19 protein-coding genes are annotated in these 24,332 nt (G+C 43.0%); 9 read left to right on the forward strand and 10 right to left on the reverse strand.

The features are described from left to right. Window positions 1-46: 46 nt before the first annotated feature. The 5 genes from GJB59_RS18095 to GJB59_RS18115 all read left to right on the forward strand — a co-directional run bounded on the left by GJB59_RS18095 (window position 47) and on the right by GJB59_RS18115 (window position 8,978). Window positions 47-1,954: an ATP-dependent DNA helicase gene (locus GJB59_RS18095; protein WP_142826419.1), complete on the forward strand. Its 1,908-nt coding sequence runs from the start codon at window positions 47-49 to the stop codon at window positions 1,952-1,954. Between the two features lie 53 nt (window positions 1,955-2,007). Continuing rightward, window positions 2,008-3,513, forward strand: coding sequence for a carboxypeptidase M32 (locus GJB59_RS18100; RefSeq protein ID WP_142826418.1), 1,506 nt, complete (start codon window positions 2,008-2,010; stop codon window positions 3,511-3,513). Window positions 3,514-3,607: 94 nt separating this feature from the next. Continuing rightward, window positions 3,608-4,366 (forward strand): SDR family NAD(P)-dependent oxidoreductase, encoded by a 759-nt coding sequence (locus GJB59_RS18105; protein ID WP_142826417.1) that lies wholly within the window; start codon window positions 3,608-3,610, stop codon window positions 4,364-4,366. A 97-nt stretch (window positions 4,367-4,463) separates the two neighbouring features. Beyond that, window positions 4,464-8,045 (forward strand): dynamin family protein, encoded by a 3,582-nt coding sequence (locus GJB59_RS18110; RefSeq protein ID WP_142826416.1) that lies wholly within the window; start codon window positions 4,464-4,466, stop codon window positions 8,043-8,045. A gap of 3 nt (window positions 8,046-8,048) precedes the next feature. Next, window positions 8,049-8,978 carry a sulfurtransferase gene (locus GJB59_RS18115; protein ID WP_142826415.1) on the forward strand — a complete coding sequence of 310 codons (930 nt, stop codon included), beginning with the start codon at window positions 8,049-8,051 and terminating at the stop codon, window positions 8,976-8,978. A 40-nt stretch (window positions 8,979-9,018) separates the two neighbouring features. On the opposite strand, the gene GJB59_RS18120 is transcribed toward GJB59_RS18115, so the two are convergent. Next, the gene (locus GJB59_RS18120) at window positions 9,019-10,329 is read right to left on the reverse strand and encodes a hemolysin family protein (RefSeq protein WP_142826414.1); all 1,311 of its coding nucleotides are present in this window, start codon (window positions 10,327-10,329) and stop codon (window positions 9,019-9,021) included. Window positions 10,330-10,499: 170 nt separating this feature from the next. Here GJB59_RS18120 and GJB59_RS18125 point away from each other — a divergent pair, with 170 nt between their 5' ends. The 3 genes from GJB59_RS18125 to GJB59_RS18135 are packed head-to-tail and all read left to right on the forward strand — an operon-like array spanning window position 10,500 to window position 13,032. Next, on the forward strand, window positions 10,500-12,077 hold the full coding sequence (locus tag GJB59_RS18125) for an amidohydrolase (protein WP_142826413.1): 1,578 nt from the start codon (window positions 10,500-10,502) through the stop codon (window positions 12,075-12,077). Beyond that, window positions 12,077-12,826: an SDR family NAD(P)-dependent oxidoreductase gene (locus tag GJB59_RS18130; RefSeq protein ID WP_142826412.1), complete on the forward strand. Its 750-nt coding sequence runs from the start codon at window positions 12,077-12,079 to the stop codon at window positions 12,824-12,826. The genes GJB59_RS18125 and GJB59_RS18130 overlap by 1 nt, the downstream gene beginning before the upstream one ends. After that, window positions 12,823-13,032 (forward strand): hypothetical protein, encoded by a 210-nt coding sequence (locus GJB59_RS18135; RefSeq protein ID WP_142826411.1) that lies wholly within the window; start codon window positions 12,823-12,825, stop codon window positions 13,030-13,032. Before GJB59_RS18130 ends, GJB59_RS18135 begins: the two co-directional genes overlap by 4 nt. A 679-nt stretch (window positions 13,033-13,711) precedes the next feature. Here GJB59_RS18135 and GJB59_RS18140 read toward each other — a convergent pair. The 9 genes from GJB59_RS18140 to GJB59_RS18180 all read right to left on the reverse strand — a co-directional run bounded on the left by GJB59_RS18140 (window position 13,712) and on the right by GJB59_RS18180 (window position 22,689). Continuing rightward, window positions 13,712-14,755: a hemolysin family protein gene (locus GJB59_RS18140; RefSeq protein ID WP_236015787.1), complete on the reverse strand. Its 1,044-nt coding sequence runs from the start codon at window positions 14,753-14,755 to the stop codon at window positions 13,712-13,714. Window positions 14,756-15,092: 337 nt separating this feature from the next. Beyond that, window positions 15,093-15,842, reverse strand: a complete 750-nt coding sequence (locus GJB59_RS18145; protein WP_142826409.1) for an ABC transporter permease — start codon at window positions 15,840-15,842, stop codon at window positions 15,093-15,095. Next, window positions 15,843-16,604: an ABC transporter ATP-binding protein gene (locus tag GJB59_RS18150; protein ID WP_142826408.1), complete on the reverse strand. Its 762-nt coding sequence runs from the start codon at window positions 16,602-16,604 to the stop codon at window positions 15,843-15,845. Beyond that, window positions 16,601-16,954, reverse strand: a complete 354-nt coding sequence (locus GJB59_RS18155) for a DUF1048 domain-containing protein (RefSeq protein ID WP_142826407.1) — start codon at window positions 16,952-16,954, stop codon at window positions 16,601-16,603. Before GJB59_RS18155 ends, GJB59_RS18150 begins: the two co-directional genes overlap by 4 nt. A 2-nt stretch (window positions 16,955-16,956) precedes the next feature. After that, complete coding sequence (locus tag GJB59_RS18160; protein ID WP_142826406.1) at window positions 16,957-17,328, reverse strand: DUF1048 domain-containing protein; 372 nt, start codon at window positions 17,326-17,328, stop codon at window positions 16,957-16,959. A 2-nt stretch (window positions 17,329-17,330) separates the two neighbouring features. Further along, window positions 17,331-17,654, reverse strand: coding sequence for a PadR family transcriptional regulator (locus GJB59_RS18165; protein ID WP_142826405.1), 324 nt, complete (start codon window positions 17,652-17,654; stop codon window positions 17,331-17,333). 644 nt (window positions 17,655-18,298) lie between these two features. Continuing rightward, window positions 18,299-18,475, reverse strand: coding sequence for a response regulator transcription factor (locus GJB59_RS18170; protein WP_142826404.1), 177 nt, complete (start codon window positions 18,473-18,475; stop codon window positions 18,299-18,301). A gap of 438 nt (window positions 18,476-18,913) precedes the next feature. Beyond that, the gene (locus tag GJB59_RS18175; RefSeq protein ID WP_185959983.1) at window positions 18,914-20,584 is read right to left on the reverse strand and encodes a sensor domain-containing protein; all 1,671 of its coding nucleotides are present in this window, start codon (window positions 20,582-20,584) and stop codon (window positions 18,914-18,916) included. A 68-nt stretch (window positions 20,585-20,652) separates the two neighbouring features. Next, a complete protein-coding gene (locus GJB59_RS18180) occupies window positions 20,653-22,689 on the reverse strand; it encodes a sensor domain-containing protein (protein WP_236015730.1) in 2,037 nt (678 codons plus the stop codon). A 1,146-nt stretch (window positions 22,690-23,835) separates the two neighbouring features. Here GJB59_RS18180 and GJB59_RS18185 point away from each other — a divergent pair. Next, entirely contained in the window at window positions 23,836-24,246 is a 411-nt protein-coding gene (locus tag GJB59_RS18185) for a TIR domain-containing protein (protein ID WP_244946828.1), read from the forward strand. The last annotated feature ends 86 nt before the right edge of the window (window positions 24,247-24,332 follow it).

Below are 24,332 nucleotides of genomic sequence, written 5' to 3' on the forward strand. Positions count from 1 at the left end.
GAAACGGGAGAGCGATGGCTCTTCCGTTTCTCTGTGAGGAGAGTTTATGAGACAGCCACTACCATTTCCTTTAACAAAGGACAAAACTTTCTTTGAATCACTCAATGACTGGATCGGCGATGTATTTTACGATGAACTGCCTGAAAAAGGCTATGACCTTCGAGACGAACAGATTTTCATGTCTTTTCAGATCGAGCAGGCACTAAAAGAAAAAGCAGTACTGTTTGCTGAAGCAGGCGTTGGCACAGGGAAAACAATGGCTTATTTGCTGCCAGCGATTGCATATGCCCGCTATACCGGCAAGCCGGCGCTTATTTCATGTGCGGATGAAACGTTGATTGAGCAATTGGTCAAAAAAGGCGGAGATGTTGACCGGCTGAACGATCTGTTCGATTTGAATCTCGATGTCCGTTTGGCGAAATCCCGAGACCAGTATTTATGTCTCCAGCGTCTTGAAGGTGCAAAAAAACGCAGCGATGCCGATTTTCTGGATGACATCGAATATAGTCTTCCGGAATTCGTCAACAAAACCTACTCGATGCAAAACACGTATCCATACGGAGAGCGCTCGAGCTATCCGGAAGTGACAGATGAAGAGTGGCAACAGGTCAATTACCACCCGATCCAAAACTGCAATGCCTGCGAACTGCGCAATAAATGCGGACAGACCATCCACCGCAACCATTACCGCCAGGCAACAGATTTGGTCATTTGTTCTCATGATTTCCTAATGGAGCATATATGGACAAAAGAAACACGCAAACGCGAAGGCCAGACGCCGCTGCTTCCTGAATTCTCCCAAATTGTGCTCGATGAAGGCCATTTGCTGGAATTCGCAGCACAGCGAGCATTGACCTATGAAGTACAGGAAAGCACGCTTCAGGACGTCACGGAAAGCATTCTGTCCGATGGCATGCGCGAAAAAACTTTGAATATGATCGAGCAGACGATCGATCTTCACAACGACTTTTTCCGTCTGCTGCGGATCCACACAGTCAAAAGCGATGAGGACCGCAAAGCCATCACCAAGGATCCGGAATTGGTTCATGTCGGCAAATTGCTGATTCGCCACATCGATTTGATGATGGAGGAATTCGTCTTTGAAGGAGAGCTGTTCACCATTCCGGAGTATGAACTGCGGCTGGCAGAAGAGTATTTTGAACAATACACATTCTCCATGCGTTTGTTCGTAGAAGAAGGCGACGCTGTCACATGGTTGGAAATAAAAGATGAAATCGAGACGCTGGTCATCATGCCGCGCCTCGTTACCGATATATTGGATGAAAAGTTGTTTGACGGAAAGATTCCAATCATTTTTTCTTCAGCTACTCTTTCCATTCAAAAAGATTTTACGTACCTGTCCGATAGCCTCGGTATCGACAAATACCAGTCGTTTTCTGTACCGTCACCATTTGACTATGAGGATGTCATGAAAATCTTCAAGCATCCATTGAACCAGAATCAAAAATTCGAACGGGTTTATGATTTGTTCAGCACAGGGGATCAATCACTGGTGCTGTTCACTTCAAAAATGGAAATGGACAATTTCAAAAAGTCACTTCCATTGGACCATCACTACACTATCGAGTTTGAAGGGGACCGCGAATTGTCGACGGTCGTCAAAGAATTCCAGGAAGGCAAGTTCCAAATTTTGTGTTCTTACCATCTATGGGAAGGTTTGGATTTGCCGGGTGAAGCACTGACGAAAGTTATCATTGTGGATTTGCCATTTCCACCGAAAGATCCTGTTTTTGACGCCAAGCGCAAATTCAGCAACAATCCGTTGGAAGAAATTGATTTGCCATTCATGCAGCTGCGCATTCAGCAGGGAATTGGCCGCTTGATCCGCACATCAAATGATTATGGCGAAATCCATCTGTTGCTTAATGAAGATGAATTGCGTGTCGAACATTTATGGGAAACAATTCTGCCGGTTCCTGCTGAAAACTTTTAAGAGACAGGTTTGCCTGTGATACAATAGTCTCATCAACCATTGGAGGGATTTTTGTGTCACTCGAAAAGCAGTTTACCGAACATTTCAGCAAGATTAAAGGCTATAATGAAGCAATTTCGTTATTGTATTGGGATTTGCGAACAGGTGCACCGAAAAAAGGGGTGGAATTGCGCTCTGAGACGATCGGTACCTTGTCTGAAGAAGTATTCAATTTATCGACGTCCGACAAATTCGGTGAATTGCTGAGTTCTTTGGAAGCAGAGCAGTCAACACTCGATCCATTTATCCGCCGTTCTGTGGAAGAAGCACGCAAAGAATATGATTTGAGCAAGAAAATTCCTCCGGAAGAATATAAAAAGTTCATCATCCTGCAATCCAAAGCAGAATCCATATGGGAAAATGCCAAAGAAGCTTCCGATTTTTCTTTGTTTCTTCCTTATTTGGAAGAGCTGGTCAGCACGACGAAAAAGATGATCGGCTACTGGGGCGAGAAAAATGGCAGCCCTTATAATACCTTGCTGGATCAGTATGAGCCTGGCATGACCACTGAAATTCTCGATGGGGTATTTGGCAAGCTGCGTGAACGCATTGTGCCGCTTGTGCAAAAAATTGCGTCTTCACCAAACAAACCCGAGACGGCTTTCCTGTATGAGCATTTTCCAAAAGAAGCGCAGCAGGATTTCAGCCGCCAGATGCTGGAACAGCTTGGCTATGATTTTGAAGCAGGACGGCTGGATGAAACGGTTCACCCATTCATGATTTCCATCAATCGCCAGGACATTCGGGTGACGACAAAATACGACGAAGCCGATTTCCGCACAGCTGTTTTTGGCACTATTCATGAAGGCGGCCACGCGATGTATGAGCAGAACTTGGGCGGGTCATTGGCAGGTTTGCCGATTGAAACCGGTGCATCCATGGGGATTCATGAATCACAGTCCCTGTTTTGTGAGAACTTTATCGGACGCAATGAACATTTTTGGCAGCAAAACTTCAGCTTGCTGAAAGAATATGCACCTAAGCAGTTTGCCGATGTCGAGCTGGTGGATTACGTGCGTGCAATCAATGAATCCAAACCTTCGTTGATCCGCATTGAAGCTGATGAACTGTCGTATGCTCTGCACATCATGGTGCGCTACGAGCTTGAAAAAGGGCTGTTTGACGGCGATCTTCAAGTAAGCGACTTGCCGCAGCTGTGGAACGATAAATACGAAGAGTATTTAGGCGTTCGTCCTTCAAATGATGCGGAGGGCGTTCTGCAGGATGTCCACTGGGCAGGCGCAAGCTTTGGCTACTTCCCTTCGTATGCCTTAGGTTATATGTATGCTGCACAGTTTAAGAACGCTATGATAAAAGACTTGCCGAATTTCGATGAGCTTTTGGCAGAGCGCAACGTTCAGCCGATCCGTGAATGGTTGAGCCATAATATCCATCAACACGGGGCTTTTAAAAAGCCACTGGATATTTTGCAGGATGTTACCGGAGAAGGTTTGAATCCGGATTATCTGGCTGCCTACTTGGAAGAGAAGTATTCGAAGATTTATCGATTGGAAAAATAAGTACTGGCCACCGTGTATTTTCATGGTGGCTTTTCTTATATTAAAAGACAAAAAGCAAATTGTTTGATTATAATAAGGACGGAGGCGATAAACGATGTTGAAATCATTCAGTTTGGAAGGCAAGACGGCGATCGTTACGGGAGCCGGCAAAGGAATCGGCAAAGCGATTGCTATGGCGCTTGCAGAAGCAGGAGCAAATGTGATGCTGGTGGCGCGGACCGAATCGGATCTGGTGCACACCCAGCAGGAAATTGGCAATGACCGCACGGGGTATGTATTGGCTGACATCACGCGGCGCAGCGACATACAGGCTGCAGTCGAGAAAACGGTCAAGCAATTCGGAGCGATTGACATTTTGGTCAACAATGCCGGGATGAACATCCGTTCTTCTTTATCGGATGCAACCGACGCAGAATGGCACCAAATCATGGATACCAATGCACAGAGTGTCTTTATGTTTTCGCAGGAAGCAGTTAAAAAAATGGACAGCGGCAGTTCCATCATCAACATCAGCTCGGTTGGAGGGGACCGTGCATTGAAGACAGGGGTGGTTTATGCGGCGTCAAAAGCTGCCATCATCCAAATGACCAAGGTCATGGCAATGGAATGGGGGCCGAAGAACATCCGCGTCAATGCAATCGGACCGTGGTATTTCAAAACGCCGCTAACGGAAAAGATTTTAAGCGATCCGGAATACCTGGATTCCATATTGGCTGTTACTCCGATGAAGCGCGTCGGAGAACTGCCGGAAGTTGCGTCTCCGGTGGTGTTTTTGGCATCGGATGCCGCAAGTTACATAACTGGCCAGACGCTTTTTGTCGATGGTGGCATGTCCATCCACGGATTTTCGTAAGAAAAACAGCATCCTTCCCAAAATCGGGAAGGATGTTTTTCGTTCTCTCCTAAAAATGATATGATAGAGGACAGTAAGCGGAGAAGGAGATTTCTAAATGACAGTTCTTGATCATAAAAAAGAGTTACTTGAAACGGCTCACCTTTACCGGATCTTCCAAGACAACGAAGATACCGAACGGGAAGCGAAAGCCCATTTATTTGCAAAGAAAATCCTTAAGAATAATTTCATCATCGGGTTTGCCGGCCATTTTTCATCCGGCAAGTCTTCTATGATCAACGCACTGACAGGCGAAACTTTATTGCCTTCCAGCCCGATTCCGACAAGCGCCAATATTGTCAATGTCCAAAAAACGGACACCGACTTCGCCATCGTCAATATGCGCAACGAAAAGCCGGTCTATTTTCCGGAGAATTATGATTTTAACGCGGTAAAAGAATTTTGCAAAAGCGGGGACGTTACGCAGATCGACATCGGCCATCAGGCTTCCGTCCTGCCAAAAGGCATTACCGTCATGGATACGCCGGGTGTCGATTCTACGGATGACGCACACCGCATGTCCACAGAATCTGCCCTGCATGTGGCGGATATGGTCTTTTACGTTATGGACTATAACCATGTGCAATCTGAATTGAATTTCAATTTTACAAAAGAGCTGCAAAAATACACCGAACTGTACTTGATCGTCAACCAAATCGACAAGCATCAAAACAGCGAAATGAGCTTTGCAGACTTCCAACAATCGGTCCATGACTCGTTTGCGGCATGGGGAGTCGTTCCGAAAGGCATCTTCTTTACGTCGCTGAAGGATTTCGGTTTTCCAGGGAATGATTTTGAGCAGGTCAAAGGCCTCGTTTCCTCGACTATGCAGGACTGGAAAGGCCATGTCGGAGAAGCATCAGATTCTGCCTTAAGTCAACTTAAAGATGAACATATCAAGTTTTTAGAAGATGAAAAAGCAGAGCGGTTGCAGGCATTCTCGGAAGTCCTCGATCCAGAGGAATGGGAAATGCGCGAAGACCTGAAAAAGGAAAACGCTTTGGTGTCACGCAGAATGTCTGTGCAGGATTTTGAAAACTGGCAGGCCAAATTCGAAAAAAGCCGCAAAGATTTGCTGGAAAACTCGAACATCATGCCTTACGAACTCCGCAGCGCTTTGACCAACTACTTGGAGTCGATTCAGCCGAATTTCAAAGTCGGCATGCTGTTCAGCGGCAAAAAGACGGAAGAAGAACGTCAGAAAAGGCAGCAGGAAGTGGACGAGCGCTTGGAGTCCACTGTGTCTTCCCAAATAACCAGCCATCTGAAAAAACTGATGAAAGCATCTTTGAAAGATGCCGGTCTATTGACCGATAGCGAGTCTTTGGCAATTGATGACATGGTTTTTGATGTCCCGTTTTCCGTTGTTAAAGATCAAACGCCAACCGGTGCTTCGATGACTGGCGATGCCGTGTTGAATTTTGCCAATAGCATTTCAACGGCCGTGCAGCGATGGTTTGTCCGCGAAACGGATGGCTGGAAAAAAGCGCAGGAAGAAAAGTTTGATGGGCTGACGGACGATGCCAGCACAGAAATAGACATGAAAGCACAAACTTTGTCCCAAAAAGTGCTGGCCATCAACACACTTGAAGAAATGGACAGAAAAATCGATAAAGTGAAAAAATCCTATTCTGCGATGCTGCCCAAACAAAAAACGGCAGCCGAAGAAAAAGTGGAACAGTGGCTCGGCGAATTTGAAGTGTCTGTTGAAGAAATGACAGAGTTCAATCCGGCAATGCTTGAAAAGAATGAACAGCAGCAGGAAGAACAAACTGAGCACGCTGAAACGCTGGAAGTGGCAGCATTCGACGAAATTGCTGTGCTCCAGCGCGCCAAGCGTACCGCCGAAGTGATTGACCCGATTAAAGGGTTTGCTGAAACAGCAGCTTACTTGAAACGAAAAGCGGGACGTCTCGAAGGACAGGAATTCACCATTGCTTTATTCGGTGCTTTCAGTGCAGGAAAATCATCGTTTTCAAATGCTTTGATGGGTGAAACGGTCTTGCCGGTGTCGCCGAATCCGACAACGGCGACCATCAACCGGATCAGGCCAGTCTCTGAAAAGCATCCGCACGAAACAGCAGATGTACGTTTGAAGACGCTTGCGCAAATGACAGAAGACGTTACGAATTCCTTCCATGTTCTGGGGATTAAAGTGACTTCACTGGAAGATGCCTATGCCAAATCAGTGAAGCTGCCGGAAGATACTCCGACAGAGCAGCAAGTCCACAAGTCATTTATTTTAGCTTTCAATAAAGGGTACCTGGATTTTAAGGACCGTTTGGGTGAAACTTTACGGACCAACCGGGAAGACTTCGGTTTGTATGTAGCTAAAGAAGAGAAAAGCTGTTTTGTCGACGAAATCGATTTTTATTATGATTGTGAGTTGACGCGCAATGGCGTGACACTTGTGGATACGCCTGGGGCCGACTCCATCAACGCACGTCATACGAATGTTGCCTTCGAGTATATCCGCAACGCAGATGCAATCTTGTTCATCACCTATTACAACCATGCTTTTGCACGGGCAGACCGTGAATTCCTCATCCAGCTCGGTCGGGTCAAAGATGCTTTTGAGATGGACAAGATGTTCTTTGTCGTCAATGCCATCGATTTGGCAAATGACGAGCAGGAAAAAGATGCGGTCGTCACATATGTCAAAGACGAATTGCAGCGCTTCGGTATCCGATTCCCTCGTCTGTACGGTGTTTCCAGTCTTTTGGCGCTGCGTGACCGGGAGCATTCCGGCATGCCGCAATTCGAAGAAGCGTTCCAGCATTTCCTGAAAGAAGAATTAAAAGGCATGGCTGTCCAATCACTGGCGGAAGAAGAGCAAAAAACGGTGGACCGTTTCGGAAGCCTAATTGAACAGACAGAAAAAAACTTGTTGCGAAAAGACGAGCGGCTGGAAGAACTCAAACATTTGGAGCAGCAGCTGCGCATCTTGTTTGGTGCATCGATCGCTAAACTATTGGAGCGCGAAGCTCTTCAGGAACTGGATGAATTGTTGTATTATGTCAATCAGCGAGTCTTTTATCGTTTCAACGACTTTTTCAAGGAAGCATTCAATCCTTCGGTCTTTTCAAATAAATCGGCCCAAGCAGCACTGGATACCGCTTTGCAGGATATGAACGATATGACCGGTTTTGATTTCCAGCAGGAACTGCGTGTTACCAATTTCCGACTTGCCCAATTTATCGAAAAGAAACTCGAATCACGCTTTAAGGAAGATACGGCAAAGCTGAAAGAAAAGAATGCAGACTTTTCATTTACACCATACGAAGTTCAGGAAGCTGTATCGCTGGATATTGCGAAGCCGTTTGTGAACGCGGACTATTCCTCAGTCAAATCGTACTACAAAAACAATAAAAGCTTTTTCGAGAAAAATGAAAAAGAAAAGTTGCGCGATGCACTGCAGACAATGATGGAGCCGGATGCCTTGCGCTATCTGGAACTTGAGAAAAAAGAACTTGGCAACTGGGCGGAGTTTTGGATTGAGCAGGAAGCAGAAGGCCTTCGTCAGCATATTCTTCGCCAGGCGGTCGATCAGATTGATTCAGAACGTACGCTGCTCCAGCAATCCGAAAGATTAGCACAATGGAAAGAGCTGTATTCAAACTTAATGGATGGAAGGGTGTAGACGATGTCAATTTTTATTGAAACGACCGATACCGAAAACCATAGATGGATTGATGCACGATTTGATTTACAGGATCCGTCAGCAGGCAAAAATTTGTATGAGCAAGAGCATGTGGCAGGTGCTGTGTTTTGGGATCTGGAAAAAGACATGTCCGATATGACTGCAACTCAAGGGCGGCATCCGATGCCGTCTAAACAACAGCTGAGGGGTTTGATTCAGTCTAGCGGATTGAATTTGGATGACTCTATTGTCATTTACGATCAGGGCGGTTCGCCTTATGCAGCGCGCGCTTGGTGGCTGCTGAAATATGCGGGATTTGAAAAAGTTCAGATCAGCCGAAAAGGCTTTGAACAGCTGAAAAAATTAGGAATTGCCGTATCTGCAGATATATCTAGCTACCAGACATCCCCAGTTGAACCAGATTTCAATGATGAAATTTTCGCTGATCAAAGATATGTGAAGGATGTCATCAGCGGCGATGAGTTGGGTGTCCTGATAGACGCACGTTCTGCAGCTCGTTATGCAGGACTGGAAGAGCCGATTGATCCGGTTGCCGGACGGATTCCAGGCGCGCGCAATTTGGATTGGGCGCAATTTGTCTCTAAAGGCGAATTCCAGTCGGAGGAAGACATTGACCATGTCGTCCAAAAGCATGAACCGGCTGTTGTATACTGCGGAAGCGGTGTTACTGCTGCCGCTTTATATGCTGTTCTCGCTGAAAAAGGCCACGATCAGCTAAGGCTTTATATGGGCAGTTTCTCGGATTGGATTACAGACGCTGAAAACGTCGTCGAATTCGACCGCGATGAACATCCGGAAGCAGCAGACGACGGAACCAAAAAGATTTTGGCGAAATTGATCGAAGAAGGCTATTCAGGAGAAATGCTCATGAAGAAGTTCGAATACGAAAAATCATTATTGGAAAAAGAATGAAAAAACTCCCCGCCAGCATACTGCTGGCGGGGAGTTTTGGTTATTCAGCTAGCTCTGTATTGCGCGTCAACAACACACGGATAATCTGATGATTTTCCATTTCGCGTACAGTGATCGAGTGGTTCGACAATTCAACCGATTGGCCTTCGTTAATATCGGTGTTTTGCAATTGGATCCAGCCGCCGATGGTATCGACGTCTTCGCTGTCATCAAACTCGATGGCAAAACGATCTTCCAGATCTGAAAGCAGCACACGCCCATTCAATAAATAATTATTGATGTCGACTGCCTTGATTTCATCGCGTTCATCTTCGTCAAACTCGTCGCGGATTTCACCGACAATCTCTTCCAAAATATCTTCCATTGTGATGACTCCGGCAGTTCCGCCATATTCATCAACAACAATAGCCATATGGACATGCTCTTTCTGCATTTTCAGCAGCACATCTTGTATGGGTGCCATATCATGGACAAAAGGAATATCGTGTACGACGATGCTATCGTTCAAATCCTGTTTATAGGTGTAATTGGTCAGCATTTCCTTGACGTTGACAAAACCGAGAATATCGTCCTTGTCACCCTGTTCAGTGACCGGGTAACGGGTGTACTGATGGTCACGTACAATTTCCATCAAGTCGTCATGGCTCATTTCAAGTGAAATGGTCTCCATTTGTGTTCGGGGCAGCATGATGTCTTTTGCCATGCGTTCGTCGAAAGAAAATATATTCTGCATGTACGATAGTTCCGTTTGATTGATTTCACCGCTTTGATAGCTTTGCGTCATGATGATTTTCAGCTCTTCTTCTGAATGGGCTTGTTCATGCACCGCTGGCTCAATGCCGAAAGCACGGAGCAGCAGACGGGCAGATCCATTCAAAAGCCAGATGAACGGTGCCAAAATGATTCCGAACACATAAAGCGGACGGACAAAGATAAAAGCCATTTTTTCCGCATATTGTATCGCCAGCGTTTTAGGTGCCAGTTCACCGATGACGACATGCAGGAACGTAATGATAGTAAATGCAATGATAAAGGAGAAGATCGACGCAGTCGGTTCTTCGACGCCAAAATTTTCGAAAGCCGGGTGCAGAATCTGTCCTACAGTTGATTCACCCAGCCAACCAAGGCCAAGTGCTGTAACGGTAATTCCCAATTGGCAGGCAGACAAATAATAATCCAGGTTGCCGATAATTTTCTGTGTCAAAATGGCATTTTTATTGCCTTCTGATACAAGCTGATCAATTCGGGACTTTCTGACACGGATAATCGAAAACTCTGATCCAACAAATAAAGCGGTCAGCCCTATTAAAAGAGCGACCAATAACAAATTGAGAATGGGTATACTGTCCAATACGTCCCTCCGACTGGGAGGGTTCACCTCTGCTTTCTATAAGTAGAAACAGTATAACATATATGCAAGTCCTTTTACCTTGTGAGCGAATCGATGAAAATTTCAATTCTAACGTATTGAATGCGGCGGCAATTAAACTTATGATGGGAAGAGAGAAAAGGAGTGGTTTGATGAAGGTGTTATGGCATGGGGGAACAATTTATACAATGGAAGCAGAAGGCGCAGTCGCGGAAGCGGTACTGGTGTCTGATGATCATATAGAGAAAGTTGGAACATACGAAGAGTTAAAAGAACAAGCGGATACGAAAGTCGATTTGCAGGGGAAGAGCATGTACCCCGGATTTGTCGATAGCCATATGCACATGATCGGACATGGTGAGAAATTGATGCGCGTCGATCTGTCAAAAATCGCAAGCTCGGAGGAAATGCGAGAGCAATTGATCGAGTCAACAAAAGAACTCAATAAAGACGAATGGTTTATTGGGGAAGGCTGGAATGAAAACAACTTTGCCGACCGTAAAATATTTCACCGGCACGAGCTTGATGAAATCAGCTCATCGCCGATGATGCTGAAAAGAGTTTGCCGCCATGCGATTTTGGCGAACTCCAGCGCCTTGGCGCTTGCTGGCATAACTAAAGACAGTCCGGACCCGGAAGGCGGCGTGATTGTCCGTGATGCAGACGGAGAACCGACTGGCTACTTGTTGGACGCAGCACAGGACATGGTTGCGAACCAGGTTCCGGAAGTCAGTGTCGAGTACTTGACGCGCGCCCTGCAAAAATCCGTCGATGATTTGCTGTCGCTTGGCTTGACCGGGGCACATACTGAGGACATGGGATACTACGGACATTATTCACGTCCATTGCAGGCTTTCAAAAATGTCATTGGCAAACAGGTGAAATTCCGTGCGCATTTGCTCAGAGCACACGTGGCATTTGAGGAGATGATGGAAAATGCTTCTTATGCAGAACCGTTTGTCGATCCAGGTCCGATGAAAATTTTCGCGGATGGTTCGATTGGCGGCCGTACGGCATTGTTGAGCAAACCATACAACGACGATCCTTCTACAATCGGTGTTGCTATCCAATCTGACGAGGAGTTCAAACGCCTTGTTTCCATCTCCCGCAAGCACGGGGAGGCTGTAGCGATTCATGTGATCGGCGATCTTGGATTGGAAATGGCATTGGATGCCATTGAAGCGCATCCGGTGCCTGCAGGTAAGCGTGACCGTCTGATACACGCAATGGTGGTCCGTGAAGATTTGGTAGAGCGGATGCAACAAATTGATGTGGCGCTGGATCTTCAGCCGAGCTTCGTAACTTCCGACTTCCCGTGGGTTGTGGAACGTCTCGGAGAAAGCCGTTTGGAGTGGGCATATACTTGGAAAAAATTGTTGAATCATGGTCTGATTTGCGCTGGAGGGTCAGATGCACCGATTGAAGAGGTGGATCCATGCCTCGGCATTTACGCTGCGGTCACTCGCAGAAAGCCTTATGACACGCATGAAGGCTATCAGCCAGAAGAAAAATTATCCCGTTTTGAAGCCATTCAGTTGTATACAAGCGGCAGTGCTGCAGCTATCGGCAAAGAAGCTGTCCGTGGCGTGATCCGTGAAGGTTTTGACGCTGATTTCACCATATTCGACCGTGACTTGTTCGCTGGAAATGAAGAACAGATTTTGGAAGCGAAAGCCGTCATGACAGTAGTGGCAGGAGAAATCATGTATCAAAGAGGTGAAGAGGCTTAATGGCTAAAGAAGCTTACATCATCACCGGGGCATCCAAAGGGATTGGCTTGGAATGGAGCCGCCAGCTCAGCAACGCGGGGCATATGGTCATTGGAATTGCACGCACCGAGCCGGAAAATTGGCCAGGTGAGCACTTTCTGCCTTTCGATCTGACACGGCTTGAAGCGATTGCGGACATCATCTCACAGGCTTTGGAGCTGGTCTCCAAAGAAACTGAGACGATTGTTTTAGTGAATAACGCTGGAACCATTGAACCGATCGGACTAGCCAATACAAATAATGCGGCAAAAGTAAGCCAAAGCATTGTCCTCAACTTGACGGCGCCGATGCTGCTGTGCGGTGCATTTATCAGCCAGCTGGAAAATAGTCCGGCAGATAAAAAAATTGTCAATATTTCATCGGGAGCCGGTCGCAAAGTATATGAAGGCTGGAGTGCTTATTGTGCCGGAAAAGCGGGTCTTGATCATTACAGCTCTTGCCTGGATGCGGAAAACAAGAGTGTCAAAGTGGTCTCTGTAGCACCAGGCATTATTGATACGGGGATGCAGGAAAAAATTCGCAAAAGTGAAGCAGCAGATTTTCCATTGATTGAAAAGTTCTTGGATTACAAGGAAAGCGGCTTGCTCAGCAGCCCGGAAGAAACAGCACGATTGCTGATGGAAATGACACAAAGACCGGACTTTGAGAGTTTGCCGACCATTTTGGACATTCGGAATTTACCGCAAGCAGAAAAGGGGAGTATAGAGTGAGCAAGACACCTGAAAATATTTTAGCGAAGCTATCCGATGCCAACCAGGCTGGAATTGATATGAAAAGCCCGAAAGCCGTCGTTACTTTTTTGTTGTCCCAAGGTGAGAAAGATTCCATCCTTTTCTTCTACAAATCAGGCAGCGTTGAGTTTGATTTTGATAAATTTAATGGAGCTGTAGCAGAAATGAAAGAAAAGAAAAATTAGTTTTCTTCTTATATAAATGAATTCAAAATGAAGTGAACGTCCGCAAAATGTTTTATACATTTTCGGGCGTTTTTGTTGTTCTGGAATTATAAGTTTTTCTTATAGGACCGAAGTTAACTAAATATCATATTTTTCAAAAGCATGTTTGTGAGCAGAATTTTATAATTTGCAAACGTTTACTTTATTCGTCAAGTTCTGTCGATTTATAATTTTAAACGATGTATAATAATGCTGAATTTTTTATATGAAATCAGCTGTAATTATCTGACTAGGGGTTAAGCCATCTTGGTGATTCCGTTCTTGATTGGTCTTGTATGTAGAGTGAAGGGGACTATCGACTCCTGGGACGGAGGGGGGTCAATCTTTTTGAAGGTGGGATGTACATAATACCAAAAGATGGGAAGCAAAAGCCTTATGCAGAGAGAGAATGCCATATTATTGTGGTGGAGCCTGAAGGATTAGTAAACCATGGGGTAAGAACGGGGAATTGACGGCTGAAAATGATGCATGGATTTATATTCATTGACAGAATTTATTTTAGAATATGAACCGAATACCAAATGATGACATAAACTAGAACCCGACTTGCAGACACTTATGAGTGGTACGTTCGGAATTTTTCCTATTCTGCCATCCGCTATACAAACAGCTGAACAGCAAGAAAAACTTTTAGAAAATTTCATTCTGATCCATATTCACTTTTAATGTCTCCGACCAATTCTTCAATCAAATCCTCAAGTGTGACTAATCCTGAAGTGCCGCCAAATTCATCCAGAACAATGGCTAAATGAATATTATTTTTTTGCATTTCGACAAAAATATCGTCAATCTTTCTTTTTTCAAAGACAAAATGCGGCTTTCGTATAATTTTTTGAATATCAAATTTGTCTGGAGTGGGTTTTTCCCTATACCGAAAAAGGTCTTTTATATTCAATGTGCCGACAATATGATCGGTATCTCGCTCGTATACAGGGAATTTTGTGAACGGACACTCTTTCACAATGTTTATGACGTTTTCAAAACTTTGTACAGTAGAAATAGCTGTCATTTCTGTCCGGTGAACCATGATGTCTTCGACTTTCTTATCGTTGAATTCAAAAACCCTTGTAATAATAAATTGTTCCATTTCTTCAATTGTCCCTTTTTCTTTGCCTGCATCCAGCATTAATCTAATTTCTTCCTCAATTTCTCCAGGATCTTCGTATGACGGATCGATGCCAAATATGCGGATAACTGTGTTTGTTGACCAAGAAAGGAACTTTACAAATGGATTTGTAAGTTTTGCCAAAAAACGCAAAGGATTAATAATGAGAAAAGAAATTGATTCCGCTTTTTGGAGAGCCAGGCGTTTTGGGACAAGTTCTCCAAACACAAGTGTGAAGTAAGAGAGGATAATGGTGACAATAATTAATGATGTTACTTGAGCCGCTTGAGCAGACACAGGAATTTCGGTTTGCTGGACATATAAAGACAGTTCGTCAGCAAAACTGTCTGCTGCAAAAGCACTGGCAAGGAAACCAGCAAGTGTGACGCCGATTTGGATGGTGGCTAAAAATTTACTGGGTTCTGATAACATATGATTTATTTCTTGGGCCTTCTTGTGGCCATCTTCCGCCATTTTCCTTATCTTGTGATCATTTAAAGAAATAAGGGCAATTTCAGAAGCGGCAAAGAAGGCGTTGAACATTAGCAGAAAAGTCAATATCCCCAATTCTAATCCCATCAATCATGCACCTCCGACTCATTTTATCAATCCATTAAATGTTAATAGAAATAAATATAATAAGTAAGCAAAGAAAAAATGCATTTAGTGCAGAAAGTTCATCAGCAATGCTTTGGTTTATATAAAGTTTAGTTCAAAATGAGTCAAATAAATTTTTTATATTTAGTTCAACGTACATAGTTTCCGGTGCTTTGTAAAGGGATTTTGCAAGTTAATGCATCCTGACAACAGAAAAACTATGCCATGCATTTCAATCAAGAAAGCGCGCATAGTTTTAAATTTATAGTTGAGCAGCCTTTGTATTTAATCGGAGACCGGCCACTAGAGACCACGTTCCTTACCGGGCCTGCCTTTTAAATACGTTCACTGCAATAAAATAAGCAAAAACCATGATGGCTATGCACCAGGCAAGCGCCACCCAAATATCGTTGCCGACAGTTTCATCGTACAACAAAACACGAATCGAATTTACAATGGAAGTCACCGGCTGGTTATCAGCGAATATCCGAACTGCCGTAGGCATCGTTTCAGTGGGAACAAAAGCAGAGCTGACAAACGGCAGGAAAATCAAAGGGTAGGAATAGGCTGTCGCACCTTCCATAGAGCTAGCTGTCAATCCAGGAATAATCGCAACCCATGTCACCGCCAGCATGAACAACCCCAGTATACCGGCAACTGCGAGCCATTCCAAGATGCCGGCGTTGGAACGGAATCCCATTAAGAGCGCGGCTAAAATTACCACCGCAACAGCAATCGAGTTGGAAACAAGGGAAGTCAGCACGTGTGCCCATAATATAGCAGAACGTTTGATGGGCATTGTGAGGAAACGTGCCATCAAGCCGCCTTTAACATCATTGAATAGCCGTAAGGAAGTATAGGCAACTCCTGATGCAATCGTAATCAGCAAAATTCCTGGCAATAAATAATTGACGTAACTGGAAGAACCGGTTTCTATCGCACCTCCGAACACATACACAAACAGCAGGAGCATCATTATCGGTGTAATTGCCACAGTAATAATCGTGTCAGGGCTGCGGGTGATGTTGCGCATTAAACGGCCCAGCAAGACTCCCGTAGTGCTTGTCATTTACAACTCCTCCTTTTTTCTAATGATGGCGAGAAAGATTTCCTCCAATGTCGGCTGTTTTTCGACAAATTCAACTTTTGCAGGAGGGAACATCTTTTTAAGTTCTGTAAGTGTACCAGTCGTGATAATTTTTCCGTCATGCAAGATGGCAATGCGGTCAGCCAATTGTTCAGCTTCTTCAAGATGCTGAGTCGTCAGCAAAATAGTCGCACCACCGCCAGCAAGTTCCTTAATGGTTCGCCAAACTTCGAGCCGTGATTCGGGATCTAGCCCTGTTGTTGGCTCATCAAGAAAAATGACTGCTGGTGAGCCAATCAAACTCATCGCAATATCGAGACGGCGCTTCATGCCGCCTGAGTATTTTTCTGCACGGCGGTTTGCAGCATCAGCTAAGCTGAACTTGGCAAGCAGCTTATCGGCAGTTTGAGCTGGATTGGAAATTCTTCGCAACTTGGCAATCATAATTAGGTTTTCCCGTCCGGTGAGTATGCCGTCAATAGCTGAGAATTGTCCCGTCAAACTGATGTTTTGACGAACTTGATCTGGTTGGAGCAGGACATCAAAAGAGCATACTTCTATTTTCCCGCCATCGGGCTTCATCAAAGTTGAAAGGATGTTGACAATCGTAGTTTTGCCAGATCCATTAGAGCCTAACAGCGCAAAAATTTCACCGTTTTGCACATCAAAATCCACATCCACTAGGACCCTGTTGGTTTTAAAGGATTTTTTTAAACCCTCTACACCAATTGCGATCTTTTTCATAAAAAATCGTTCTCCTTTCCGAGTTTCTTTAACATGTCCCGGTTAATTTTTTGGCGATAGGCATCGGTCCACTTTTGTGTATCGCTTAAAAAATCGTCGCAAAACCCAGCAACATCTTCCCCCGTTACATCGAGAACGTGCACGCCTTCCGAAGAGCTCGCTTCGAACAATTCAATTAGTTCGTGCTGAGCCCTTAACATATCAGAGCCGTCGCCTCCAGCGAAACTCCACATGTACGCATGGAGTTTCTTAAATACAAACCGATAGTCTTCCGGCAGTGCTTCGGCTCTGGCCATTTGTTCTCTGTACTCTTTTTTGTCCCCAATCATTTTTTTGATAAAATCCAGCATCGTTATTCCTCCTTTATATTAAACTTTTCCAGAATCTCTTTGTTCATTCGGTTTCGGGAGCTTTCAGCGCCCGAGTTCGATGCGCGCATAAATTCATCACTAAACTTACCTACGTCATTGCCTATAACTTCGAGGACGTTTCTGCCTTCAGAGGCACTTGTTTCAAAAAAGTCCGCTAAGTCCGTAAACATGGCCAAGTCGGTAAATATCGTCATATCACCATCAGGGGGGCCGACGCTAAACATGTAATGCTGAATTTTATGAAATGCAAATCGATAACCCTTCGGCAGGGAATCAACTCTCTTCATCAGTTTTTTGTAGGCGCGTTTATCTTCTAAATCGCCAATAAGTAATTTAATAATAGAGTCCAACATGATCAATCTTCCTCCTTTAGTTGATTAATTTTAGACGAAACAAACTCCCATTTCCCCCAAAAATTTTTGAGGTGCTGTTGGCCAGCTGCATTGAGTGTGTAAAATTTTCTTGGCGGTCCTTTAGTGGATGCTTTTTTGTTTGTATTCACGAAATTGTTTTTCTCAAGCCGCATGGTAATTGTATAAATGGTTCCTTCGACCACATCAGTGAAGCCAAGTTCCCGCAATTTTTGTGTGATTTCATAACCGTAAGTTTCTCCTCGGCTGATGATTTCAAGTACACAACCTTCAAGTACTCCTTTGAGCATTTCTGTATTGTTTTCCAATTTTCTCACCTCAATTAAGTATTGGTATTCTATTTTTCTGTCTAATAAGTATTACTTACTACTGCTATATAGTATAACTAAGTAGTGTCGGATGTCAAGAAACTTAAACTTAGTATTGGACAATTTTCTAGCTCTCCCTTTTTCAAAACTGCAGGAAAGCAATAAAAGATAGGAAGAGAAAAGCTGTTTAATAGCATTTTCTCTTCCTATCTTATCGAGTTGACATTAGTAGCTGCTTTCTGAAAACCTTGCAGCAAGTACACAAAAAGATGTTTACATTTACAGTTTGCTAAAGTTTATGGGTAGTAGACAACACCATGAATATAATCAAAAGCGCCATCAATTATTCGGTTGCTGAGTTCTCTATTTTAATGCTCAGTTGCTGGAGAACATGGAGCAGGTGTCAAGAATTTCACAAAACTGCCATTGCCTCCTAAGGTTATATTGGATAAGAGAATGTGGCAAATAACTTCATTTTTTAAAGCGACCAGTGGTAGTTTAGAAACAAATTCTGCCGACTTCCGAATCTGATTATTCAGCTGCTGTGTAAAATGCTAATTAGCTTGAACCACTGGGCATAATGCACAGTCTAAATGAAAAACGGGCAATCAATCCTCAAAGTCGGATTGATTGCCCGTTAGTTTTTACAATGCTACCCAGCCACTTTTGATGGCTTTTAAAACGATTTGAGTCGGATCTGCCAATTTTAGTTTAGCCAGCATTTTGGACCAATGATTTTTAACGGTTTTTTCACTGATGCGAAGAACTTCATCTATAGATTTATTGCTTTGCCCCTCAGTAAATAAGCGAATAGTTTCCATTTATCTTTTAGTAAGGAGCTCGGGGCATGGATCTGCAATCTGAATCGAAAAATGTTTGTTGTCCTATATCTTTCCGTGCAACTGTTTAATTTCTTTTACTAAAAACTGAGCAGGCTAAGGATCTATATAGTAGGGGTCTCGTGAAACGATGCGCAAGCCTTCGATTGCCGTTCTAATTTAGGCTCCTTTTGAAAAGTATTCTACAGCCCCGTACTTTAGAGTTTCGACAACATGTTCTTTTCCTTTAATATCGAATAATTGAAAACTCATTCCCTTAATCGTTTAAAACTTACTTTAGACCTTTGCCAAAAAGACGGTTTGTATCTGCCAATCCCATGGGAAAGATACCATCAGTGTATGGGGATAGCATTGTAGAACCCCTTTTCGTCATGTAGTAAATTTAACGTTTGTTTTGCAGTCTTGTGAGTGGCCAATACATTACAGGCTCAGTAAGCGATAGGTTCCTCTTCCAGCTTCTTTTGCTTCATACATGGCAAGATCTGCACTTTTTAAAACAGATGATACGGTCGCCTCAGTAAGGGGTATCAGTGTAATTCCCATGCTGGCAGTAACTTCCGGTGGGCCATTGTGGATTGTCCACGGAGCTTTCATGGCCAATTGAATTTTTTGTGCGATTTGTTCCGCCCCTTCGCGCGTAGTTACACTCGGCAATAGCAGCACAAATTCATCTCCGCCGAGGCGAGCCGCCAGATCGTGCTCTTCTAAAGGATGGCTGATGCGCCGTCCAAACTCCTCGATGACCGCATCGCCCACTTCATGGCCCAATTGGTCATTGATTCTCTTGAAATGGTCGATATCCAGCAAAATTACCGCCAAAATTTCATTATTATCTTGACCGGAAGCGATTTCTTCAGACAATCGTTGTTTGAAAAACCGCCGATTCGGCAACCCCGTCAACGAATCGTGGTACGCGTAGTAATGAAGTTTGGCTTCGTGTTCTTTTTGCAGCGTGATGTCACGTGTAATTGTCAGCATATGAATAAACTGGTCTTGTTCGTTGAAAATCGGGGTTCCTTGCAATTCAGACCAATGCCAGCCAGTGGTTTTATGCTTCATCCGGATTTCAATTACATAGTTTTTTGCTTCTTTAACCGCTTGCTTGTAGATGTTTTTTACGAGCGATATATCTTCCGGATGGACGTTATGAAAAGGCGGTTTTTCCATATATTCTTCCGGAATAAACCCGTACACCCGTTCAATAGAAGGGGAGACATACAAAATTTCGCCTTTGTAGTTCATCAACACGATGACGTCATGGGCATTTTCCGCAATAATCCGGAAGCGGTTTTCGCTTTCGGCATATTGATTGATTAGGTGGTCGATTTCCCTCATGTCCCGCAGGACCGCATAGATCCCAACAATTTCGCTTTCCTCTTCAATTGGTGCAAATTGAATGGAGACACCGATCAAATGTCCGGATTTGTCACGGAACTTTGTACGGAAATCTTGAATTACTCCAATTAATGTCTGCTTATAATGAATATCGAGCAATTTGGAATCTTTTCCGTAGATAAATTTACTGAATTCAACACCTGTAATTTCAGATGGTGTAAAGCCTGTTAACTGCTCTACCGCTGAGTTCCCTGTCTGGATTCGTCCGGTCAAGTCTAGCGAGAGAATGGCATTCGCATTATTGTCATAAAGTGAGCGATAGCGGGAACGGCTTTCCTTTATCCGTTTCCAAGCTTCCTGGCTTTCCATTTTTGCAAGCCTCTCAGCAGTAGTGTCTTTGACCACCCCAATGATGTAAGAACAATTTCCATCTTCATTGAACAACGGAGTTAAGGTGGATTCCGAATAATAGGAATTGCCTGCCGGTGAAATATATGAATCGACATAAGTAACCGCTTCTTTGATAGACAGCACTTGTCCATAGTTCATTGTCAAAACATCAGCTAAATTGCCATCATGGACTTCTTGAAACGTTTTCCCAATAGCAGCCTCTGTTAAATTGGTTCGTTCGAATACGGCTTGGTTTAAGAACGCATATGTGAGGATTGAATTGGTTTCATTCTTGACAATGAATACCATATCTTTTATGGCCGCCATAAAAGCCTTATCGAAGGGAAGTTCGTTAGTTTTTTCCATGTGTGGATTTCCTTTCTCCATTGAATCCTAATCCCGCTGTTGGGGTATTCAGCTATTAGGTGAATTTTTTATCCGTTTCGTGTTAACTGAGTTTTTGAGTCAAATTGTAAATACTTGGCCTCGAAATCAGTTGGTTTCATCGGCTTATCATACAAGTATCCTTGAAAAACATCGCAGCCATTTTCCCTGAGAAATTCAACTTCCTCTATACGCTCAACACCTTCAGCTACAAGATCACATTCGATGCTTTTAGCCAAGTAAATTAAGGACTTTAATACGGCTTCTGATTTTCGATCCTGTCCAATTTTCTTGACAAAAGATCGATCAATTTTTATTTTGTTGATTGGAAAATTTGTTAAGTAGGAAATCATGGAAAATCCTGTGCCGAAATCGTCTACAGAAATGGAAATGCCTTTGGATTTACAGAGCAGCAGTGTTTCCAAAGTTTGTGGCGAGTATATTAGTTCTACTTGTTCAGTAATTTCAAGTTCTAGCAGATTGGGATTTATATTTCGCCTGTCCATAAGTTCAAAGAAGTTATCAAAAAAAACAGGGTCGCTGAGAAGGGAAGAGGTCATATTGATCGCAACACGCTGCTTCCAGTCGAATTTTTTCTGCCAGTCCTTGATCTGGATAAAGACTTCGTCAAGCAAATGCAAGGTTAAGGCATTTATTTGACCGGAAGCTTCTGCAATTTGGATAAACTCTACGGGTGAAATTTCTCCGATTTCCGGATGAAGCCACCGGGATAAAACTTCTGCTCCGACTACTTGGCCAGAACTGCCGTCTATTTGCGGCTGCAGGGTGTAATAATAACCAAGCTCCTTAAAGTTGCGTGACAAATCTCTTTCAATAATCAATTTGCGATTATAAGATACTTTCATCCATGGGCGGTAAAAAGAATAAAAAGAACCAGGAATGATTTTTGTTTCATGCATGGCAATTTCTGCACAGGAAAATAGATCATTCATGGTGCTGGCATCATAAGGAAAACAGGCAATTCCAATACTGATGCTGACATTCATCTTTTGGGAGCTGGTTAAAGAGATCGGTTGACAAAAAACTTCTTCCATCTGTTTTGCGAGATCTTCCAAACTTTCTTTTCGAACAGGCTGGCGCAGCACAATGAATTCATTGCCTTCCATTCTGCCAACATGGCAAGTTTCACTGGAAAATCCTTTTAGTTTATCTGCATAAACTTTCATGAGTGTTTCACTCGTATTGTAATGATCAAAGGCATGAATATAGTTGGATTTATCAATGGAAATGTGAAAAACGGAAAACTTTTTCTTTTTGCTGATCAATGATTCGGCCATCAACATCAAAGATCTTCGGTTAGGCAGTCCCGTAACATAATCATAGTAAGTAGATTCTGCTATCTGTACCTCTTTTATCTTTTGATCACTGACATCATGAAAATAAACGCTTAAGCTTCCGTTTGTTAGGGGACAAACTTTAACTTGAAACCACATGTCCAATGGCTCAAAATAGTCAATGAATTCCTGGACCACTTGATTTATTAAAGCTTTTTTACAATTGCTGTAAAAGTTTGCATTGGCTGCTTCTGAAAGCCAGTTTTTTTGTTTTCCAAGCATGACATTTTCCCGGCTGTTGCGAAGATACTTTTCTGCGATTTTGTTGAGGTAGATGATTTGCATATTGCTGTCCAACAAAATAAACCCTTCCGTCATACTTTCCAGTACAAGTTCAGCCGTAATCAGTTGAGAAGACTCGAGGCTGACCAGTTTAAAGGACAGCAGTGCGCTATTAGGATGGTTTGAAGAAGTCAGCAACTTTCGCACTTTTCCTTGCAGCCATTGGATTTTGCCGTCCTTCATCTTGAAGGGATACATAATTTGCTGTTCTTTCACCTGGTCATCTAATACTTGTTGCAGCAACTCAATTTCGTCGTCTTTGCCGCGCTTATTTAAGTGGTCAAAGAGATTTCCTCCGGGTTTCCACGACAAATGTTTTTTGTTTTGTGTCATACAAAAATTTATCCAAGCTTCATTCACATGCAACATGACTCCATTGCTGTCAATGGCAATTAAAAATTCGTCTTGACTGTCAATCAAACCTGGATTATCTAATTCTTTAAAATTCAATATTTCCCCTCCAAGCTTAAAAACGGCGACTCCAGTTCATATTTTGCTTAATAATGATTGAACTGATACTTCTACTCGTTTATTAGAATTAAAATGCTGCCACTAAAAAGTTTTGTGTAAGAAAATCCTTTTTGCTAATCGACATTGATGATATTTTAGTCACTTTTTCGAGAAAGTGCATTTTAGTACAGAATGGTGTTTAATAAATTGACCGATATTATTTATACATGTGTAAAAGCAGTCAATACAAATTCCGACAATATACATTCCTTTCCAGGAAAAACTAATGCAAGATCATACTTATCCGAACTCTCTCAATATTTCACAGCATCACTCAATGGGGTTTTCCCGCATAATTATTTGACTTGAATATTTCAGATATAGAGAGAGCTGCTATTTTTTTAAGTTGAGCATGTTTTAATTCACTCCTTTATTTTTAAATAAATAGCTGCCAATTAGATTCAAAGATAAATGTCAAAAATAATAGAAAAATAACCAAAAGGTTTGTTATACCTTTATACTATAGTAAAAAAATAGTAAAAAGAGCCTAAAACACAAAATACTTTAAATAAACCAATATATTTACTTTTTATAATATAATTTAGAATTAATTTACTATCAAGTCCTATATTTTGTGTAACTGCATTTGTTTCTAATACATGTAATTTAATTTTTGTTTTGTCTAATATCTGTAGGAAGATTTCGTGATATTTAATTGGAGTTTGCTAGTATGTTTTGAAGTAAGAGGCAAAATTCCATTCTCACCGGCCTTTGTATGGGCCGTCAAAACATGTCAACCGGCCCTCGTATCATATATAGGAAGATAACTGTGCAATAAAAAACGGCAGAAAGGAGCATCAGGGGAAAAAGTGCTTAATGCCGCTTCTGAATATTAAAACTATGAACAGATTCATGCTAAGCCGTTTCTTACTATCTATTAAAAATTTCAAAACAGCTGTATGTGTTAAAGTGAAAATAAGAAAGCGGTTTGCCCTGCATACAAAGGATATTTGCGGCGCAGCGATCGCCAAAAAATTATTTATTGGCAGCTAAGAAGTTGGCAATGGGAAGAGAAGAAAGTGTTTCAGCATGTGAAGGAAGAAGAGCCGTCCCCAGGTAATGGCTATTTGGAAAGGTTGTGAAAGTGTGAAAAAGTTTTATGTGGCTTCAAGTTTTAGGAATATTGAATCGGTTGTGTATGTTACCAATCAGTTAACCGCAAAAGGATATCTCCATACATATGATTGGACACAAAATACCGGTTCAGGAAAAAATCAGAAATTGACACTGGATGACTTGATGAACATCGGACAACACGAGAAGAATGCCGTGAAGGAGTCGGATTTTGTTGTGATTTTGTTGCCGGGAGGAAATGGCACACACATCGAATTTGGCATGGCGTTAGGACTGGGCAAAAAGATTTTTCTCTATTCGCAGGATGGTGCGATTAACAATCCAGAAGCAACCAGCACTTTTTACCACTTGCCGGAAGTTCAAAAATGTTACGGCACTCTGGATGAGTTGCTTGAAAAAATCGCGGCTGGTGCAGCGGGGTAGTTTAAATAGCGGAAGTATGGCTAACCGAAAAGTATTGATGCGGTTTAATGCAAGATTCTTTGATTTTGATATGAATGACCCACGAA

The organism is Planococcus soli, from assembly GCF_016881065.1.
Lineage (GTDB): Bacteria > Bacillota > Bacilli > Bacillales_A > Planococcaceae > Planococcus > Planococcus soli.

What these genes read in the sequence shown, in the direction of transcription:
- GJB59_RS18125 (WP_142826413.1), top strand. Translation starts at nt 10,500, where the DNA reads ATGAAGGTGTTATGGCATGGGGGAACAATTTATACAATGGAAGCAGAA.
- GJB59_RS18155 (WP_142826407.1), bottom strand. Translation starts at nt 16,954, where the DNA reads ATGCTGGATTTTATCAAAAAAATGATTGGGGACAAAAAAGAGTACAGA.
- GJB59_RS18130 (WP_142826412.1), top strand. Translation starts at nt 12,077, where the DNA reads ATGGCTAAAGAAGCTTACATCATCACCGGGGCATCCAAAGGGATTGGC.
- GJB59_RS18115 (WP_142826415.1), top strand. Translation starts at nt 8,049, where the DNA reads ATGTCAATTTTTATTGAAACGACCGATACCGAAAACCATAGATGGATT.
- GJB59_RS18160 (WP_142826406.1), bottom strand. Translation starts at nt 17,328, where the DNA reads ATGTTGGACTCTATTATTAAATTACTTATTGGCGATTTAGAAGATAAA.
- GJB59_RS18095 (WP_142826419.1), top strand. Translation starts at nt 47, where the DNA reads ATGAGACAGCCACTACCATTTCCTTTAACAAAGGACAAAACTTTCTTT.
- GJB59_RS18175 (WP_185959983.1), bottom strand. Translation starts at nt 20,584, where the DNA reads ATGGAAAAAACTAACGAACTTCCCTTCGATAAGGCTTTTATGGCGGCC.
- GJB59_RS18150 (WP_142826408.1), bottom strand. Translation starts at nt 16,604, where the DNA reads ATGAAAAAGATCGCAATTGGTGTAGAGGGTTTAAAAAAATCCTTTAAA.
- GJB59_RS18140 (WP_236015787.1), bottom strand. Translation starts at nt 14,755, where the DNA reads ATGGGATTAGAATTGGGGATATTGACTTTTCTGCTAATGTTCAACGCC.
- GJB59_RS18145 (WP_142826409.1), bottom strand. Translation starts at nt 15,842, where the DNA reads ATGACAAGCACTACGGGAGTCTTGCTGGGCCGTTTAATGCGCAACATC.
- GJB59_RS18110 (WP_142826416.1), top strand. Translation starts at nt 4,464, where the DNA reads ATGACAGTTCTTGATCATAAAAAAGAGTTACTTGAAACGGCTCACCTT.
- GJB59_RS18170 (WP_142826404.1), bottom strand. Translation starts at nt 18,475, where the DNA reads ATGGAAACTATTCGCTTATTTACTGAGGGGCAAAGCAATAAATCTATA.
- GJB59_RS18105 (WP_142826417.1), top strand. Translation starts at nt 3,608, where the DNA reads ATGTTGAAATCATTCAGTTTGGAAGGCAAGACGGCGATCGTTACGGGA.